Origin of the sequence: Hyphomonas sp., from assembly GCF_017792385.1 — a bacterium.
Lineage (GTDB): Bacteria > Pseudomonadota > Alphaproteobacteria > Caulobacterales > Hyphomonadaceae > Hyphomonas.
On record NZ_CP051230.1, the window covers coordinates 2,801,660 to 2,819,090 of the forward strand.

15 protein-coding genes are annotated in these 17,431 nt (G+C 60.6%); 8 read left to right on the forward strand and 7 right to left on the reverse strand.

Annotated elements, in window-relative coordinates; translation table 11 throughout:
- Positions 1-48: 48 nt before the first annotated feature.
- Positions 49-1,473 (forward strand): pyruvate kinase, encoded by a 1,425-nt coding sequence (gene pyk, locus HF955_RS13615; RefSeq protein WP_291075773.1) that lies wholly within the window; start codon positions 49-51, stop codon positions 1,471-1,473.
- Here pyk and HF955_RS13620 read toward each other — a convergent pair.
- Both HF955_RS13620 and HF955_RS13625 read right to left on the reverse strand, forming a co-directional pair.
- Positions 1,460-1,996 (reverse strand): TIGR02281 family clan AA aspartic protease, encoded by a 537-nt coding sequence (locus tag HF955_RS13620; protein WP_291075774.1) that lies wholly within the window; start codon positions 1,994-1,996, stop codon positions 1,460-1,462. The two genes, pyk and HF955_RS13620, sit on opposite strands and share 14 nt — an antisense overlap.
- Before the next feature lie 11 nt (positions 1,997-2,007).
- On the reverse strand, positions 2,008-2,202 hold the full coding sequence (locus HF955_RS13625) for a DUF1289 domain-containing protein (RefSeq protein WP_027838608.1): 195 nt from the start codon (positions 2,200-2,202) through the stop codon (positions 2,008-2,010).
- Between the two features lie 131 nt (positions 2,203-2,333).
- Between HF955_RS13625 and HF955_RS13630 the strand changes: the two genes are divergently transcribed.
- The 7 genes from HF955_RS13630 (at position 2,334) to HF955_RS13660 (ending at position 12,443) form a co-directional block, all read left to right on the forward strand.
- Positions 2,334-3,344, forward strand: a complete 1,011-nt coding sequence (locus HF955_RS13630) for a nicotinate-nucleotide--dimethylbenzimidazole phosphoribosyltransferase (protein WP_027838607.1) — start codon at positions 2,334-2,336, stop codon at positions 3,342-3,344.
- A 109-nt stretch (positions 3,345-3,453) separates the two neighbouring features.
- Positions 3,454-4,650, forward strand: coding sequence for an acyl-CoA dehydrogenase family protein (locus HF955_RS13635; protein WP_027838606.1), 1,197 nt, complete (start codon positions 3,454-3,456; stop codon positions 4,648-4,650).
- Between the two features lie 25 nt (positions 4,651-4,675).
- Positions 4,676-5,830, forward strand: coding sequence for an acyl-CoA dehydrogenase family protein (locus HF955_RS13640; RefSeq protein WP_291075778.1), 1,155 nt, complete (start codon positions 4,676-4,678; stop codon positions 5,828-5,830).
- Between the two features lie 354 nt (positions 5,831-6,184).
- On the forward strand, positions 6,185-7,477 hold the full coding sequence (locus tag HF955_RS13645) for an outer membrane beta-barrel protein (protein ID WP_291075780.1): 1,293 nt from the start codon (positions 6,185-6,187) through the stop codon (positions 7,475-7,477).
- Between the two features lie 65 nt (positions 7,478-7,542).
- Positions 7,543-9,939, forward strand: coding sequence for a polysaccharide biosynthesis tyrosine autokinase (locus HF955_RS13650; RefSeq protein WP_291075782.1), 2,397 nt, complete (start codon positions 7,543-7,545; stop codon positions 9,937-9,939).
- Positions 9,940-9,999: 60 nt separating this feature from the next.
- Positions 10,000-11,145 carry a hypothetical protein gene (locus tag HF955_RS13655; RefSeq protein WP_291075783.1) on the forward strand — a complete coding sequence of 382 codons (1,146 nt, stop codon included), beginning with the start codon at positions 10,000-10,002 and terminating at the stop codon, positions 11,143-11,145.
- A complete protein-coding gene (locus HF955_RS13660; protein ID WP_291075784.1) occupies positions 11,142-12,443 on the forward strand; it encodes an O-antigen ligase in 1,302 nt (433 codons plus the stop codon). Before HF955_RS13655 ends, HF955_RS13660 begins: the two co-directional genes overlap by 4 nt.
- A gap of 38 nt (positions 12,444-12,481) precedes the next feature.
- Here HF955_RS13660 and HF955_RS13665 read toward each other — a convergent pair whose 3' ends face one another.
- The 5 genes from HF955_RS13665 to HF955_RS13685 all read right to left on the reverse strand — a co-directional run bounded on the left by HF955_RS13665 (position 12,482) and on the right by HF955_RS13685 (position 17,427).
- Positions 12,482-12,652, reverse strand: coding sequence for a hypothetical protein (locus HF955_RS13665; RefSeq protein ID WP_291075787.1), 171 nt, complete (start codon positions 12,650-12,652; stop codon positions 12,482-12,484).
- Positions 12,653-12,812: 160 nt separating this feature from the next.
- Entirely contained in the window at positions 12,813-13,781 is a 969-nt protein-coding gene (locus tag HF955_RS13670) for a glycosyltransferase family 2 protein (protein WP_291075789.1), read from the reverse strand.
- Positions 13,765-15,312: an oligosaccharide flippase family protein gene (locus HF955_RS13675; protein ID WP_291075791.1), complete on the reverse strand. Its 1,548-nt coding sequence runs from the start codon at positions 15,310-15,312 to the stop codon at positions 13,765-13,767. The genes HF955_RS13670 and HF955_RS13675 overlap by 17 nt, the downstream gene beginning before the upstream one ends.
- Before the next feature lie 100 nt (positions 15,313-15,412).
- A complete protein-coding gene (gene rfbF / locus HF955_RS13680; RefSeq protein ID WP_291075793.1) occupies positions 15,413-16,204 on the reverse strand; it encodes a glucose-1-phosphate cytidylyltransferase in 792 nt (263 codons plus the stop codon).
- Between the two features lie 86 nt (positions 16,205-16,290).
- Positions 16,291-17,427 carry a glycosyltransferase family 2 protein gene (locus HF955_RS13685; protein WP_291075795.1) on the reverse strand — a complete coding sequence of 379 codons (1,137 nt, stop codon included), beginning with the start codon at positions 17,425-17,427 and terminating at the stop codon, positions 16,291-16,293.
- Positions 17,428-17,431 lie beyond the last annotated feature (4 nt).

Here is a 17,431-nt window from a genome sequence, read left to right on the forward strand (position 1 = left end):
CCGGGACTCGTATAGGAGGAATGTCAACCTTGTCACCGGGAGGGCGGAATGACTGGACAGAGACTGGTTAGCGAGAATGCGAAGATCGTGGCGACGCTGGGCCCAGGTAGCCGTGCGCCACGGGAAGTTCTGGCGCTTGCCCATGCCGGGGTGGACGTTTTCCGCCTGAATTTCAGTCATGGTGAACATGCCGCCCACAAGGAAGCTCTGGATGCGGTCCGGGCGGCAGAAGCGGAAACGGGCCGTCCGCTCGCCGCGCTCGCAGATCTTCAAGGGCCCAAGGTACGGGTCGGATCGCTGCCAGGCGGAGAGTTGCGGCTGCGCTACCAGCAGGAATATGCCGTGATTGCCGCAGACGCCACGGACCGGGACGCAACCATCCCGGTGCCGCACAAGGAGATCGTCGATGCGCTCGAGGCGGGGGATGTCATCCTCGTTGATGACGGAAAGCTGATCTTCACCGTGACAGAGGCTGGCGTGGAGCCACGTGTGCGCGCGGACGTTCCGGGCAAGCTGACAGACAAGAAGGGGTTTACCGTGCGCGGCAAGGCGCTGCCGGTCCGCGCGCTGACGGAGAAGGATCGCAAGGATCTGGACTTCGCCCTTGAGATCGGCGTTGACCTGATCGCCTTGTCCTTTGTCCAGACGGTCGAGGACATCGAAGAGGTGAAGGCGATCATAGCCGGACGGGCACCGCTTGTGGCCAAGCTGGAAAAGCCGGCGGCCATTGCCAATCTGGAGCCGATCGTTGCAGCCGCGGATGCGGTCATGGTGGCACGGGGCGATCTGGGCGTGGAATATGCGCCGGAAGATGTGCCGGTCATCCAGCGCCGGATCGTGCGGTGCGCACGGGGGCTGGGCCGACCGGTCATCGTGGCGACGCAAATGCTGGAATCCATGATCGAGAATGCCGCGCCGACCCGCGCGGAGGCCTCGGACGTTGCGACGGCCATTTATCAGGGCGCGGACGCGGTCATGTTGTCCGGGGAGACGGCTGTCGGGCGCCATCCGGCGACCACCGTGTCGATCATGTCGCGCATCATACGCGCCACGGAAGGCGCAGAAGATTATCGCCGGTCGCTGGAGCAATTCTCGGGCGATGTGCCTGCTCAGACCGCCATAGATGTGATTGCCGAGACAGCCCAGGGCATGGCCGAGGCGGAAGGTGCGACGGCTCTGGCGTTGCGGACCGGCGCATTTGAGCGTCTCGCGCGGTTTGCCCGGGTGCGCGGCAAGGCACCCATTATCTACGGATCACTTGACGATCAGCGTTTGCGCACGGCCTGCCTGCTCTGGGGCGTGCATCCCCAGCGGCTGAACGCCGGCGCGGATTACTGGTACAGGGATTTGATGGACGCCGCCGGGCTGGAGGGCCGCGTCGCCTATGCGCGCTGGGCTGGCGACTCTGAACGGTTCGCCTGGGAAGTTGGAATCGGCAAGGGGCCGAATGGCGAGAAGATCACCGGCGTATGATCAATTGGCTCTGCTTGAACTCATACGAATAGAGTTCGCCGAGAAAGGTCATGCCGAGCAGCGACTGTTCGAGCCCGTCCTTCAGGATCATGGCATCGACGTGTTCCACTTCGACCTGCCCGATGCGAATACTCTGCAGCGTGGTGGCCGCGCCATGCGTGATGCCCCCGGCCGTACGGATTTCCCATCGATAGTCCAGGGTCTCCGGATTCAACCCGATCCTCTGGGCATCCCTGTAGGTGAGGGCGACAGTGCTGGCACCGGTGTCGACCATGAACTTCACGGCGGTGCCGTCGACATCGGCTCGTGTCCAGTAGTGTCCGTCGGACTCCCGGTCGATGATCGCGGCGCTGGCGAAGTTCACCGATGTTCGTTTCTCTGTCGGAGCCGGCGCAGGCCGGCCTTCGACCATCGCAGCCTCTGCCTGGTAGCGTTCGACGCGCGGCACGAGAAAGAACACCACGGTTGCGGAAATCAGGACCGCCGTCCCAAGGCCCGATGCGAAGATCTTTCCAACCGACATGGATGTCCTTCCTATCGCTTGCCAAGCTTTTCCAGGCGCGCGATGCGCTCCGGCAGTTCGGCGATGACCAGATCCCGGGCATCCGGGCCCATTTTGACCCAGCCGCCGATTTCCTTGAGCGAGCGGCCACAGCCGAGGCACAGGCCGGTCGAGGCATCAACGGCGCACACTTTAATGCATGGGGACTTTATGGCTTGAGTGGTCATTGTTTTAGGTTAATCAGCGCAGCACAGTGCGCAAGTTGTCTCATGAACGAGGTAACAAAACCTTGTCGCAGTGACACAAGGTTGTCTGATATAAGGTATAGGCATCAAGCGATGGAGAAGGAGCGCAGGATTTGAGCGAGTCGGCCCAGAAAGTATCCCCCCTGGAAGACGCCCGGTCCTTGATCCGGACCGCGGTCGAGCGCGATCCGGCGCCGGCGCAGAAAGTGCGTGAGGCCCTGCTGCAAATGGGGCGGGAGGGCGATTTCGGACGTCTTGGCGAAGCCGCGGCCTGGCTGGCGGAATGGCAGGGCCGGTTCCCGCCACGCATCGAGTCTCCGACCCTTGCCGTTTTCGCCAGTTCGCACGGCGTCCAGACCGAAGGGGTATCCCTGTCGAGTTCCGGCGATACGAAGGCGCATGTCGAGGCATTGCGGGCTGGCCGGGCGCCGCTTTCTGCCATCGCCACACAGGCGGGCGCTGCCATTCGCGTGTTCGACCTTGCGATCGACAGTCCCACGCCCAGCATTGCCGAAGATGCGGCCATGTCTGAACGGGAATGTGCTGCGACGATCGCGTACGGTTTTGAAGCAACAGAGGAGAAGCCCGATCTTCTGGCGCTTGCTGTGTCCGGCGCCGGTGTCGGCACCGCTGCGGCGGCTGTGGCGTGTGCGCTTTATGGTGGCGCTCCGGACTATTGGGTGCGACCGAACAACCAGAAAACCGCCGATCTGGTCAGTCGTCGCGTGGAAGTCGTCACGCGGGCCCTGACCCTGCATCGTGGCCATTTGTCCGACCCGCTGCAGGCACTTCGCAATCTTGGTGGTCGTGAACTTGCCGCATGCGTCGGGGCCATCATCGCCGCGCGCCATCAGGGCATTCCGGTCGTGCTGGACGGATTTGCGACCACGATTGCGGCTGCAATCGTTCATGCCATCGAGCCGAAAGCGATCAGCCACTGCATCGCTTCGCATGTGACGCGCCGCCCGGCGCACGAGGCGGCCATTGAGCGGCTGGGCTTGCAGCCGCTGCTCCAGCTTGAATTCCAGACCGGGGGCGGACTGGGCTCTGCCACCGCCATCGGTCTATTGAAAACCGCCTGCGCCCCCTTCATTGCCGAGCCGGCAGACGGCACTGCGACCTGACGCGACGAGAACCTGACGTTTACGCTCACGTCACCTTGCCTTTGCCGGAAAATGGCGGAAATAGAGGGGGCAAGAATGATGCGCAGGGAGCGCACAGTGAGGAGCCGTCATGAATCTCGATTTTTCGCCGGAAGAAATTGCCTTCCGCAATGAGGTTCGCGAATTCATTCGCGAGAACTATCCCAAGGAACTGGAAGGAATTGGAACGCGGGAGGATCTCACGCGCGAAGAATTCCTGGCCTGGCACAAGGTGCTCGGCAAGAAGGGCTGGTCCACGCCGGCCTGGCCGAAGGAATATGGCGGCACCGGCTGGACCTCGACCCAGCGCTATATCTGGTCCGAGGAAAATGCCCGTGTCGATGCCCTGATGCCGCTGCCGTTTGGCGTGTCCATGGTTGGACCGGTCATCTACACGTTCGGCAATGAGGAACAGAAGGCCCGTCACCTTCCGGGTATCCGGTCGGGTGAAGTCTGGTGGTGTCAGGGCTATTCCGAGCCGGGCGCCGGGTCCGATCTGGCCAGCCTGAAGACAACGGCCGTTCGCGATGGCGACCATTATGTCATCAATGGCCAGAAGACCTGGACGACGCTCGCGCAGCATGCCGACTGGGGCTTCTTCCTCTGCCGTACCGATCCCAATGCGAAAAAGCCGCAGGAAGGCATCAGCTTCATTCTCGTCGACATGAACACGCCGGGCATCGAAGTGAAGCCGATCAAGCTGATCGACGGGACGCATGAAGTCAACGAGACGTGGCTGACCGATGTCCGCGTGCCCGTGGAAAACCTCGTTGGCAAGGAGAATGAAGGCTGGACCTATGCCAAGTTCCTGCTGGCGCACGAGCGTTCCGGCATTGCAGGCGTGGCCCGGTCCAAGCGCGGCGTGGAGCGCCTGCGCAATATCGCGTCCGAAGAACTGGTCGACGGCAAGCCGCTTCTGGAATCTCAGGATTTCGCCCGCAAGATCAGCCAGCTCGAAATCGATCTGACGGCGCTTGAGTTCACCGAACTCCGGACCCTCGCGTCGGAAGCGGCCGGCAAGGGACCGGGACCGGAAAGTTCGATCCTGAAGGTCAAGGGTACCGAAATCCAGCAGCGTCTGACGGAACTGACGCTCGAAGCGGTTGGCTATTATGGCGCGCCGTACGGATACGGCATGGAAGCCACAGGAAATGAAGGCTTCGGCGTCGGCCCGGACCATGCGAATTTCGCTGCCGAGACGTATTTCAACATGCGGAAGACGTCGATCTATGGCGGTTCGAACGAAATTCAGCGCAACATTATCACCAAGATGATCCTCGGCCTGTAAGGCGAACGAGGCAGGGAGGACCAAGATGGACTTTAATTTCACAGAAGAACAGACAATGATCCGCGACAGCCTTTCGAGGCTGATCCGGGAGCAGTACGACTTCGACACGCGCCGCAAGGTCGTTGAGTCCGAGGCGGGCTGGCGTCCGGAAATGTGGGCGCAATTCGCCGAGCTCGGCCTGCTGATGGCACCGTTCAGCGAAGAGGATGGCGGCCTCGGTGGCGGACCGATCGACGCCATGGTTGTGATGGAAGAATTTGGCAAGGGGCTTGTCGTCGAGCCCTACGTGCCGAGCGTCGTGTGCGGCGGAGGCTTCCTGAAGCGCGGTTCCGATGCCCAGAAGGAAGAATATCTCAGCGGTATTATGTCCGGCGAAGCGATCTTCGCATTCGCTTACGCTGAACCGCGTGGCCGGTACAATCTTGCCGATCTGGAAACAACAGCGAAGCGTGACGGAGCAGGCTTTGTCCTGAACGGCCACAAGGCTGTTGTGATCGGTGCGCCATGGGCGACCCATTTCATCGTGACTGCACGCACGTCCGGTGACCGCCGCGACCGCAATGGCGTGACGGTCTTCGTTGTTGCAAAGGATGCTCAGGGCGTTTCTACGCGCGACTATCCCACGGTCGATGGTCGCCGAGCTTCGGAAGTCTATTTCGAGAATGTTGCCGTCGGCGCTGAATCCGTCATTGGCGATGTCGACAATGGCCTTCCACTGGTGGAGCTGGTTTCGGACGAGGCCATCGCCGCACTCTGCGCTGAAGCGTGTGGTGCCATGAAGGTGGCGCATGACATGACGGTGGAATATTCCCGTCAGCGCAAGCAGTTCGGGGTTGCCATCGGCAAGTTCCAGGTGCTGCAGCACCGCATGGTCGACATGTTCATGGAGCATGAGCAGTCCATTTCGATGACCTATATGGCCACGCTGAAACTCGATGAGGACGAAGTGACCCGGAAGAAGGCAGCATCTGCTGCCAAGGTCCGGATCGGCCAGGCTGGGCGGTTTGTCGGCCAGGAATCCATCCAGATCCATGGTGGCATGGGCATGACGGACGAACTGGCCGTGGGGCATTACTTCAAGCGCCTGACGATGATCGATGCCGAATTCGGCAATGTGGATCATCATTTGAAGCGTTACACGGCCCTGTCGGAAGCCGATTTGCCGGCCGCCGCGGAATAGCCCCCGAAAAGGCACAGGCAGGCCTGTTGCGGGTCGGCCTGTCCGAAAATGCATCACGCGGGCAGGCAGGACCTGCCGGAGTGGCCCGGAACGTCTCGTTGGCGTTCCGGGCTTCTTCTTGTGGCTTGAATTCTTGGGGGATTATGGCCCTGGGACGGGCAGGTTTGGCAGGACCAATTCAAACTCCGTACGAATTCAATCGAATTTGCCGGAGTTTGATTACTTGATTCACATCGTATTTCGCTAAACAGGCCCTCACTCTTGGCAATAAAAGTGGTATGGGTCTTGCTTGAGTGTTTTGGTAAACATGACGGCGGGACGCGCCGGAATTCATAATCCTGGGAAGAGGTGGACATGTTGGAATTGAAGCGGGTGAGCCTTGCGAGTGTCGCAACGGGAGCCCTCATGACGGCGGTGTCGGGAACGGCACTGGCGCAAACGAGCGATTATTACAGCCGCGACAAGTACGAGGCCGTGACCGAGCGTCAGCAGCCGGAGTTCGATCCGGAACCGGTCCGGTTGGGGGCTTTTGTGGTGAACTCCAGCCTGTTCGCCGGGCTGGGCTACACCAGCAACGCGTTTGGCACGAGCACGAACGAGGAAGCGGACACGTTGGCGCGCATCGGCGCAGATGTGTCTGCCCGCACAAACTGGAGTGTGCACGAAGTCGGACTGGATGTCTCTGCAGCACGTGACGAGTATCAGGACTTCAGCGACCAGTCCTCGACGGAATTCCGCACGCGCCTGCGCGGTCGTCTCGATGTTCGCCGCGATTTTTCACTGGGCGCCGCTGCTTTCTATCAGCAGTCCACCGACAAGCAGTCTGATCCGTCGAACGCCAACGGGCTGGGTGAGCCGATCCAGTTCACCCGTTCGGGCGTGGATTTGAACGCAAACTACACCAATGATCGCGTGCGCTGGTACAACACCGTCACCATCGCCGAGATCGACTATGACGATTCCGTCGCGCTTGACGGAACGCCCATTGATGAGGATTTCCGCGACCGCACGGATACGCGTTTCTTCTCCCGTTTGAGCTATGCCCTGACCCCGAATGTGGCAGTGTTTGGTCAAGGCCAGATCGAGCAGCGTGAATATGACAATCTCGTTGTGGTCGATGGAGCGCCGCGGTCCCGCGACTCCGACAACTACGCTGTATATGGTGGTGTGGATTTCGAACTGACCACATTGATCCGCGGTGATATTGCCATTGGCTATCTGTCCGAAGACCAGGATGACAGCTTCTATGAGGGGTCTGACGGCCTCGCAGTGGATGCGAACGTGCAGTGGTTCCCGACCCGGCTGACCACGGTGTCCTTCAATGCTGGACGCCAGACGGTCGACAGCGGCATTCGCAACAGTGCCGGCTCGATCCAGACGCAGTATGGCGCGCGGGTCGATCACGAACTCTATCGCAACATCATCCTGTCTGGATACGGAGAGCTTACCTCCTACGAGTATGACGAGATTGATCGCGATGACGACGTCACCGAATTCGGCGTCATGGGCACCTACAAGATGAACAAGCGCGTCCATCTGAATGCCTTTGCTCGCCATGTCGAGCGTGACCGGAGCGGCGCCGCCATCATCGGCGACCAGAATTTCGAAGCCGACCTGCTCGGCGTTTCTGTCCGCATTTTCCCCTGATCTGAATGGCGGCCGGTTTGTCCGGCCGCCAGTTCCCTCGCAACCCAAGCCAGCGGTATAGTAACTTGACCAAGACATTCAGTTTCGAACTCCCGTCCCAGGTACCCGCAGAAGCGGAATCCGACGGCAATGCCATGCCGACGGATCTGAAGTCGCTGCTGGGCACCGTGTATCGGCGCTTCTGGTTGATCGCGCTCAGCTTCCTCGGTGTGTTCACGCTGGTTGCGTACATGACCTTCAACCAGACTCCGCTCTACAAGGCGAGTTCGGTGGTTCAGCTCGATACCGAACAGCAGAACGTTATCGACCTTGGCAGCGTTCTCAGCGGACTGGCTGTCAGCACGGCCGTGATCGACACGGAAGTGATGATCATGAAATCGAAGTCGCTGCTGACAAAGGTGGCTGTGAAGCAGAAGCTGGTGGAGGATCCGGAATTCAATTGGACCCTGCGCGAGCCGCAGCCGAGCCTGCTCGGAGGCGTGAAGAAATCCGTCAAGTCGATGCTGGGGATGGACACCCGGCAGGTTGACCCGTTCGAAGGGATGAGCGTGGACGAGCGTGACGCGGCCATTCTGGATGGCGTTGTCGGCACGCTGATGGGCCGGGTAGGCGTCTCTCGCGTCGGCACGACCTATCTGATCGACGTTCAGGTTACCAGCGAGTCGCCGGAAACTGCGGCACGTCTGGCAAATGCCATTGCGGACCAGTACCGGGTCCAGCAATTGGAAACCAAGCTGGATGCGACCCGCCGTGCCACCGAATGGTTGTCCGACCGCGTCTTCGCCCTGCGCGAGGAAGTCGAGGAAAAGGAAAACCGGGTCGCGAAGTTCATTGCCGACAACGACATGGAAACGGCGATGGGCAACACGCTCACAGAGCAGAACATTGCCTATCTCACCACGCAGAAGACCCAGGCTGAGGTTGAACTCAACCGGGTGCGCTCGCGCTATGACAGCATGCGTCGCCAGATTTCCAGCGGGTCGGGCGTCGACGGTATTTCCGAAGTTCTGGAATCTCCGCTGATCACGAGCCTGAAACAGCAATTGTCGACCATCCGCGGACGAGTGGGAGATCTCGAGACGCGGCTCGGTCCCCAGCACCCGGAGCTGATCGGTGCGCGGGCGGAACAGGCCGATATCGAGCGCCAGATCGAGAATGAGATGAACCGGATTGCGTCCAATCTCGAGAATGAGGTGCGTGTACGCCAGGACCAGGTCAGCCGACTGCAATCCCAGATCAACAATTCGAACGCCAAACTCCGCGGCAACAGCCTGGCCATGGTGCGCCTGCGCGAGCTTGAGCGGGACGCCGAGACCAGCCGTGTGCTGTATGAGGAGTTCATTTCCCGCTCCAAGGAGACCCGTGAACAGGATGGTCTGGTTCAGCCGGACGCCGTGATCCTGTCCAAGGCATCGGTCCCGAAATTCCCGAGCTCCCCACGTACCAAGCTGAATCTCTTCATTGGTGCCATTCTGGGCGGCATGCTGGGCGGGGCGCTGGCCTTGCTGGCCGAGATGTTCGACATGAAGATTTCCTCTTCGGAGGATATCGAGAAGAAGCTGGGCCAGAACGCACTCGGATCGGTACCGCTGATCCGCACGACGAATGCACTCGGCTTCACCCAGACCAACCCCGCCGAATATCTGATAGAGAATCCATTGTCGGCCTTTGCGGAGAGTATTCGATACTTGCGCGCGGCGATTGCGTTCTCGGATCTCGACAGCGAAACCAAGACCGTGGCGATCACATCGTCCCTTCCGGATGAAGGCAAGACCAGCCTGACCCTGGCCCTGGGACGGATGTCGGCCATGTCCGGTGCCCGTACCCTGGTCATCGACGGAGATTTCCGCCGCCGCCAGCTGACGGATGCTGCTGGCCTGAAGCCGGAAATCGGCTTCATCGAATACCTGTTCGGAGCCGGTCAGCTGTCGGACGCCATCACCAAGGATCCGAAGAGCATGCTGGACATCCTGCCGCTGTCCCTGACCGGGCACACGCCGCATGACGTGTTCGGGACGCGTGCCTTCGATGACCTGCTGGTCCGTCTGCGGTCGATGTATGACCTCATCCTGATCGATACCGGTCCGTTGCTGCTGATGGCAGAGGCGCGGGTCGTTGCCGGCAAGACCGACAAGACCATTCTTGTCGTCCGCTGGCGTCATACGACCCGGTCGGCCGCCCGCCAGTCACTCGCGCTGCTGAAATCTTTCAAGGCAGACCTGCTGGGCGTGACGCTGAACATGGTGAACCTGAACCGTCGCCGTCATTACAGCGATCCCGGCGCAGGCTATGATGCCTATCGGAAGTACTACCAGATGGAGACCAAACCCTCCCTGTTCGGCTTCCTGCGTCGTAATTCGGACAAGACCAAGCCAGGCGAAATCCGCCCGACGGCCATCCAGACGCCGCCAAGCCTCGCTGAGCACAGTTCGGACGAGCCTGAGAAGATGGACGCGAACTGATCCCGGTATCGGAGCGCTGCACCCCTGCGGCGCTCCGGCGAACTCGATAGGGACGCACGCATGACCACGATTGCCTTCTTCGGACACGACGCGGCTGACGCGGCCGTGCGCCGTCGGGTCAAGTCCTTTGCGGGGGACGGGCTCGATGTGGTCGGCTTCATGATGCGTCGCCGGGATGTGGACCCTGAATGGCAGAATGTCGATCTGGGCATGACCCGGGATGGCGCCTTCATTCAGCGCATCCGGCAAGTCTTTGCCGGGGCCAGAAAAGCCGCCGCCCATCGCAAGCTGCTTGCGAAAGCCGACGTGATCTATGCCCGTAATCTGGACATGCTGGCCTGCGCGTTTCTGGCCAAGCGCCATGCCAGGCTGGACACGCCCGTAATCTATGAAAGCCTGGACGTGCATCGTCTCCTGACTCGGGAAGACCTGGTCGGCAAGCTGCTGCGCCGCCTGGAACGGACCCTTCTCAAGCGTAGCCGGGCGCTCGTGGTCAGCTCGCCGGGCTTCCTGAAAAATCACTTCAACCGCCATTATGACGGCGACTTCAGGGCGTTCCTTGTCGAAAACCGGTTGTGTGCGGACAGTGATTTCGGGCCGCGTCCGATGGCCGAGAGTGCCGTCGAGATGGAAGCGGACGGAAAACTGGTCCTTGGCTGGGTCGGCATGTTGAGGTGCCAGCGCTCGTTCGATCTGCTCTGTGCCCTGGCGGACCGGTTCCCGGACACGCTGGAGATTCACCTTCATGGCATACCGGCGCGCACCGAGATCGAGGTGTTCGAACCCGAGATCGACCGCCGGGCCAACATGCACTTCTTTGGCCGGTTCCGTTCACCGGAAGACCTTGCCGGCATTTACGCATCCCTCGATGTGGTCTGGGCCGGAGACTTCATGGAGGCTGGCTACAATTCGGTCTGGCTTTTGCCGAACCGGATCTATGAAGGCGGCTATTATGCCACGCCGTCCATAGCCCCGGCAGGCACGGAGACAGCCGCCTGGATCGCCCGGCATGAATGCGGGTTCGTGATTGACGAGCCGCTGGAACAGAGCCTGCCGGACCTGATCTCGGGCCTGCTGGCCGATCGGCGTCCCATCGCGACGTATTCAGCCCGTCTGGCAGACCTGCCTTCGGACCTCTTTATCCAGCCTGCCGGTTTCATGCGGGAGATGATTGCCAACAGCCTCGGCCGGGAGGTCGCCGCATGAACATCATCAGCCGCATTCCCACCGACAAGGATTCCGCCCTCGTCATGGCCAATGTGTACGAGGAGCCGCGCAAGCCGGCCTATTGGGAACAGGCCCTGTTGTCGGTCTGGTTCCTCAACACGTTCGTGCCGTTGCCGCTGGAAACGCCGCTGCGCTATCTCATCGTGCTGTGGTTTCTCTACCAGTTTGTCCTGTTCAAGGAACAGATCATTCCGGTCGTTCTGAAAGCGTGGCCTCTGTTCCTGTTGCCGATATTCGGATTGGCCTCTGTCGTCTGGGCGCCCTATTTTGGCGCGGCGGTCCGGGCGGGTGTCCTGCTGATGCTGACGCCGCTTGTGGCGGTGATCATCATTTCAAGGTTCGATATCTCGACCGTGCTGCGATGCCTGTTCTTCGCAAGCGTTCTGGCGCTGGTCATCTGTGCGCCTTACTACAGCACGATGTATTGGGGCGGACCATTCCCGCAGAAGAACTATTTTGCCCAGCAAATGCTGTTTGCAGCCTTGCTCAGTTTCACCACACTCCTGAACGAGAAATCCTGGCCCTGGACCCGTGCACTGGCCGCGGTGGCCTTTCCTGTGGCGTTGCTGTTCATGTTGCGGGCCCCCTCGGCCACCGCCATCGTGTTTGCCGCCGTCGGCATCACCGGTCTGCTCGGAGTCAAATTCGTGTGGGGATCCATCAGCCGCGTGCGGCACTTGCGATCCCTGCTGCTGATCATGGTCGGCGGGCTGGTCCTGCTTGGGGGCATGATCGTGGTCAATGAGACCAACCAGAATTATCTGACCGACTTCCTGGCCGCACTGGGCAAGGACACGACCTTTACCGGGCGCACGACGATCTGGGCTGCCGGCCGGCACGCGGCCGAACAGAGCCCCATTCTGGGGACTGGCCTGGAGGGATTCTGGAACATTTCGAACGGGGCAGCCCAGTCGATCAACGAGCTGGACTACAAGCCCTATGGCACCAAGCTGACCTTCCACAATGCCTATCTCGAAGTGCGTGTGCACCTCGGCTATATCGGTCTCGCCTTGTACCTGTTGATGTGGGCGTGGTGCGGCTACCGGCTGTTTAGCCAGTTCTTCCGCAAGTCGTCTCTGGAAATGTCGGCCATGCTGGTCTTCGGGGGAATCGTGTTCATCTCCACCTTCACGGAATCCTTCGCTTGGTCGACCTTCAATACACCCCTGAACCTGCTGTATCTGGGCGCGCTGGCAACCCTGTCTCCGGTCCGCAGGAAGCTGGTCGGGCAGGCGCCGGTCTATGTGAATTCAGGTATGGGATATGTGAAGGCCTGAGAGCCGCGCAATGGCTGGATCAGGTCGGCGCGGTGAGCCTAGAGAATGGCGGAAATCGCCAGGATAATGCCGGCCCAGAGGGCCGAGCTGAGCCCGACAATCAGAACAATGCGCAGCCAGACGGGCCATTTGCCGAAATTCTCGATGTCGGCATTCGTGTCGTCTTGAAAGTTCCGGATAACACCGGTTTCGGTGGCCAGATTCATCATGGGCCGTGTCCTCGCAAGAGACGTATTCACCTCGTTCATGGAGTGCATATAGCCGCGTCAAACCTTAAGACCGGTTTAAAAACAGGCTCCAAAACATGCGTTCCCTGATCCACTCATCCTACGGGGGAATCTGGCAAGAGTGTGCGCATTTCGAGGTATTCTAGCTGGCAGTCAGCCGGCGCCACGCGGTGGTGGTGAGTTCGCGCAGCACATGGAGGGATGCGCCCGGAGAAAAGCCGAATGCCGACAGGGCAAGCCGTGGATTCCTGGCGCGTACGCCATCAATGAGAGACCACATTGCGGCTTCCTTGCGGGAATATTCGGCATGGTCGCGCAGGGCGCGCCGCGTATCCTGTGGCAGGCCCGGCAGTTTCGACATGTCACTGGAGATCCGGGCCAGGCGACGGTGATCGCGCCCGGCCTGGGAGTGGGACGCGGAATTCTCACGCTGCACAAGATAGTAACCGCAAGGGTCAACCAGCCACGCCGTCGTGCCGTCCAGCAACAGCCGTGTATAGAGTTCGAAATCCTCGCCAAACCGCAGATCATTTCGATAGGGTTCAGGCCCGCCGGCAAGGGCCTGCCGGTTGAACAGGGGCTTCAGAAATCCGAGTTCGGATCGCGCGGTCTCATTGTCGAAAGAGCGACGGACAAAGAATGGTGCCGTCAGCACGACCGGTCCGTCCGGCTTTTCCGGCCAGAGGGGACGCTCCACCTGTTGCGGCGTCGCCTGCATCGAGATCAGGAGATTGTCCGCGACCCAGTCGAGCTCATTGTCGAGAGCGATTGTCAGGAGTTTTGACAGCCGGTCAGGTTCAACGAAGTCGTCACTGTCCTGCGGTGTGAACCAGCCGGCGTCTGTCAGGGCCAGCGCTGCGTTTCGGGCGGCAGACGGCCCCTGATTGACCGGCTGGCGGATAATGGTCAGGTCGGGATGGGTTTCTGCCATGCGCTCGGCAAGATCACATCCATTGTCGGTCGAGCAATCGTCCACGACAAAGACTTCCCGCGTGTAAGGCGCCGGCAATGTCTGGGCCAGGGCACTGGTGATCGCTCGCTCGATGTTCGGGGCGTCATTGTAGAGCGGAATGACGATGGCGATCTTGTGGGGGTCAAGGCTTCGCGGCATGGGTCACCTCCGGTGCATCGGCGGCTGGCGGCGCATCTGGTGACGTGCTGGCAACCATTGTGCGGATCGCCTGTTCCTTTTTGCCTGAGAACAGCAGGATCAGGGCACGGATCCGGCGATAGGTGGTCTTCGGCGACACAATGAACAGGACCAGCGGATACACGATCCCGCCAAGGCCGATCATCATCAGCAGCTTGGTGATATCGCTATATTCGGCCGGCAGCCGGGGCGAGGCGAAGAAGACGGCCAGAGCCATGATGATGGATGCCAGCAGGGCAGAGGCGCCCGCAAATACCTGCTGACGGATCTGGAAACCCACCACTTTCTGAACGGCCAGGGCCCCGAGCACCCATCCAAGCATTTTCTGGAACCAGGTCAGCCACATCACTGCTTCGAGGCTCTGATTGGCGGCAAGAGGCAGGGCCGCAAGCGGCAGCAGGCACAAGAGAGCGATTTTCAGGACAAGGTCCGGCCGTCCGACCCCTTTCAGCACGCCTGCATCGAATGTGGCAGTTGGCTTGCGGATGCCGATCAGGAGGGAAATCTGGATGGCCGCAACGGCGCCCACCCACTTTTCCCCGAACACGATTGGTACGGCCAGCGGCGCAATCGCGACGGCGCCAAGAAAGGCCGGATAGGCAATGAAGGTCGCAACCGTGATCGCGCCGCGCAACATCTTGTGCAGCAATTCGCGGTTCGACTGGGATTTCGATGCAAAGGGCAGGGCGATGGCACCGAAAGGAGAGATCAAGGCCGCACCTGCCTGGTCCTGCACGCGCAGCGCCAGATTGAACATGCCGAGCGCCGCCGGGCCCAGAAAGATGCCGACCGCGGCGCGGGGGATGTTCAGCTCGAGAACCGTGACCAAGCGGATGCCGACAGAGGCAATGTTGAAAGCTGCGAGGTCTTTCAGGTTGCCAAGGGAAAATTTCAGTGAGGGCAGCCAGCGATCCATCCAGCTGAATGCCAGCATCCTGACCACCCGCCGGGACAATTCCATGATCAGCAATGCCCAGGCGTTCTTGAGCCACAATGCCAGTGCCACGCCAACTATTGCGGCTGTGACAGTGCCGATGATGTCGACCATGGCTATCTGCTTGAAGGCCAGGCGTCTTTGCAGGTGGGCGGCCGGGACGGCCGTCAACGCGCCCACGAACAGCCCGGCAGACATCACCCAGAGATAGGGGGCGAGGCCATCCTGGTTGAAGAAGGTCTCGATATAGGGCGCCCCGAATATGATGGCGGTAAAGAATATGACCGCGAAGAACAGGGAGAGTCCGAATACGGAATTGGAATGCCCGCGGCTGAGGTCGGCGCGCTGGATCAGCGATTCATTCAGGCTGTTGCAGGCAATGGCCTCGGGGATCGCCAGCGTGACCAGGACAAAGCCGTAGATGCCGAAATCCGTCGGGTCGAGCAGGCGCGCCAGCACGACCAGCGAAATCATGCTGCCGGCAAGGCCGAACCAGCTGCCCATGGCGCTCCATGCGGCCGCCTTTCCAGCTGAACTCATCATTGCGCGTGGCGACATTCACTCATCTCGACTTTGCCGGCGGACCGGGTTTCCGGCGCGCGGTCTTTCAATGGCTGCGCGCCGGGGGCATTCAGGAAGCCGGATTGGCTCCGGCGGTTCAGGCGTCTCGCTTCAGTTGCTCGGGGGCCCAGGGGGCATCGCCTTTTTCCCAGAGGCCTTCCAGATAGTTCCTGTCGCGCAGCGTATCCATGGGCTGCCAGAAACCGAAATGGCGGTATGCGTTCAGCTTGTTGTCGGCCACGAGGCGTTCGAGCGGATCGCGTTCCCAGATCGTCTCCGGTCCGTCAATATAATCGAACACTTCAGGTTCGCACACGAAGAATCCGCCATTGATGACATTGCCGTCTTCGGCCGCCTTTTCCCGGAAGGAGCGCACAGCGCCCGTATTCGAGTCCAGGCTGAGCCCACCAAAACGGCCCGGCTGTACCACAGCGGTCAGCGTGGCATAGGCCTCGGATTCCTTGTGCTTCTGGATCAGGTCGGTGATGTTCACATTTGAAACGCCGTCGCCATAGGTCACGCAGAAGGGCTCGTCGCCGATATACTGGCGTGCAGCCTTGATCCGGCCGCCGGTCATCGTGTTCAGACCTGTATCCACCACCGTCACATTCCAGTCTTCCGCCTCGGTTTCGTGGAATTCGACCTTTCCGGAACGCAGGTTCATCGTGAAATCGGACCGTGTGTTCCGATAGTTCAGGAAATAATTTCTAATATAATCAGACTTGTATCCGGCGCAGATCACGAAATCCGTCAGGCCGTGCGCCGCATATTGGCGCATAATGTGCCACAGGATCGGGTTGCCGCCGATTTCGACCATCGGCTTCGGGCGAATGCTGGTTTCTTCGCTGATGCGTGTGCCAAATCCGCCCGCGAGCAATACTACTTTCATCGGTTCTGTCCCGTCAGAGTGATTAGTGAATCCGCTCTACCCATAGCAAGAAGCACGCCAGCGAGCACCCGTGACACGCGAATTTCCTAAAGGCCGAAATGCAGATTGAAGACCTGTCGGGCATATCCGACGGCGTCCCGGTAGGCGCCATTCCGGGCGGCCTGGCGGATCCGCCATTTGAGGCCGGCGGCAAGCGCCCGCGAGATCGTCCGGCCGGACGGAGATGTACGGTACAGCTGACGAAACGCCTTTCTGGGGAAGGGCGCTGCTAGCACTTCGCCACAGCCATATTTGGAACCGAAGGCCCGTTTCAGGATGGCGAGCTCATCCGATGTGAGCTGTGAGGGGGCAATTCGGGCTGCGGCCATGAAATCCTCGGCAGCAAGGCTCCACATCTTCTTCCGGCCCATGATCACGCCGCGCTGCAGCAGCGCCCGGCGCCTGTCCTGGTCCGACTGAATGTCACCCTGTCCCGGCAGGTACTCATCCAGTGTCAGACTGTCTCGCAGGCCGGAAAAGATCTTCTGGTCATAGGCGATCCATTTTTCGTCGCGCTGGGCGGCCGAGAAGCTGGTGTCCTTCGTGCCGCGCATGCCGTCATGCTGGCGCTGGAAGAACACGACATTCTCCGTTTTCGCACAATCGGACAGGCGGGCGATGCGGACGAGAAAGTCATAATCCTGCGACCGCACCAGACTCTCATCCAGTGCGCCAGCCTTGTCGATGACAGACCGCCGGACGATCATGCCCGGCTGGTGGACAAAGAAATCTTCCAGCGTGCGCACAAAGAAGTCATCCTCGCTGCACGCGGTCCAGTAACCGGTGCCCATGTCCGTCCGGTTGCCCTCCGGATCAATCGAGAACCGGGCGTGGCGCCCATAGGCAAAGCCGGCTTCCGGCTTGTCGGCCAGAAGGCCCACCAGCGTTTCCAGGGCGGTCGGGTCGATCAGGTCGTCATCATCCACGATCCAGACCAGCGGCTGGGTGCATTCGGCCAGGGCAAGATTGATTGAATGGGCCTTGCCCCGGTTTTCGGTTTTCCGGATCAGCCGGACCCGGTCTGCGTACTGCGCCACGACCTGCACGGTTTCATCCGGCGAGCAATCGTCAACGACGAGGATCTCCTCGGCCGGGCGGCTTTGCTGCAACACGGAGTCCAGCGTCTCGCGAAGCAGAGCCGCCCTATTGTAAGTGGGAATGATGACGGAAACGCCGTTGCTCATCCGG

Bases quoted from the DNA above. Each gene is read 5' to 3' on its own strand.
- pyk (WP_291075773.1), top strand. From the start codon at position 49: ATGACTGGACAGAGACTGGTTAGCGAGAATGCGAAGATCGTGGCGACG.
- HF955_RS13620 (WP_291075774.1), bottom strand. From the start codon at position 1,996: ATGTCGGTTGGAAAGATCTTCGCATCGGGCCTTGGGACGGCGGTCCTG.
- HF955_RS13625 (WP_027838608.1), bottom strand. From the start codon at position 2,202: ATGACCACTCAAGCCATAAAGTCCCCATGCATTAAAGTGTGCGCCGTT.
- HF955_RS13635 (WP_027838606.1), top strand. From the start codon at position 3,454: ATGAATCTCGATTTTTCGCCGGAAGAAATTGCCTTCCGCAATGAGGTT.
- HF955_RS13640 (WP_291075778.1), top strand. From the start codon at position 4,676: ATGGACTTTAATTTCACAGAAGAACAGACAATGATCCGCGACAGCCTT.
- HF955_RS13645 (WP_291075780.1), top strand. From the start codon at position 6,185: ATGTTGGAATTGAAGCGGGTGAGCCTTGCGAGTGTCGCAACGGGAGCC.
- HF955_RS13655 (WP_291075783.1), top strand. From the start codon at position 10,000: ATGACCACGATTGCCTTCTTCGGACACGACGCGGCTGACGCGGCCGTG.
- HF955_RS13660 (WP_291075784.1), top strand. From the start codon at position 11,142: ATGAACATCATCAGCCGCATTCCCACCGACAAGGATTCCGCCCTCGTC.
- HF955_RS13665 (WP_291075787.1), bottom strand. From the start codon at position 12,652: ATGATGAATCTGGCCACCGAAACCGGTGTTATCCGGAACTTTCAAGAC.
- HF955_RS13670 (WP_291075789.1), bottom strand. From the start codon at position 13,781: ATGCCGCGAAGCCTTGACCCCCACAAGATCGCCATCGTCATTCCGCTC.
- HF955_RS13675 (WP_291075791.1), bottom strand. From the start codon at position 15,312: ATGTCGCCACGCGCAATGATGAGTTCAGCTGGAAAGGCGGCCGCATGG.
- rfbF (WP_291075793.1), bottom strand. From the start codon at position 16,204: ATGAAAGTAGTATTGCTCGCGGGCGGATTTGGCACACGCATCAGCGAA.
- HF955_RS13685 (WP_291075795.1), bottom strand. From the start codon at position 17,427: ATGAGCAACGGCGTTTCCGTCATCATTCCCACTTACAATAGGGCGGCT.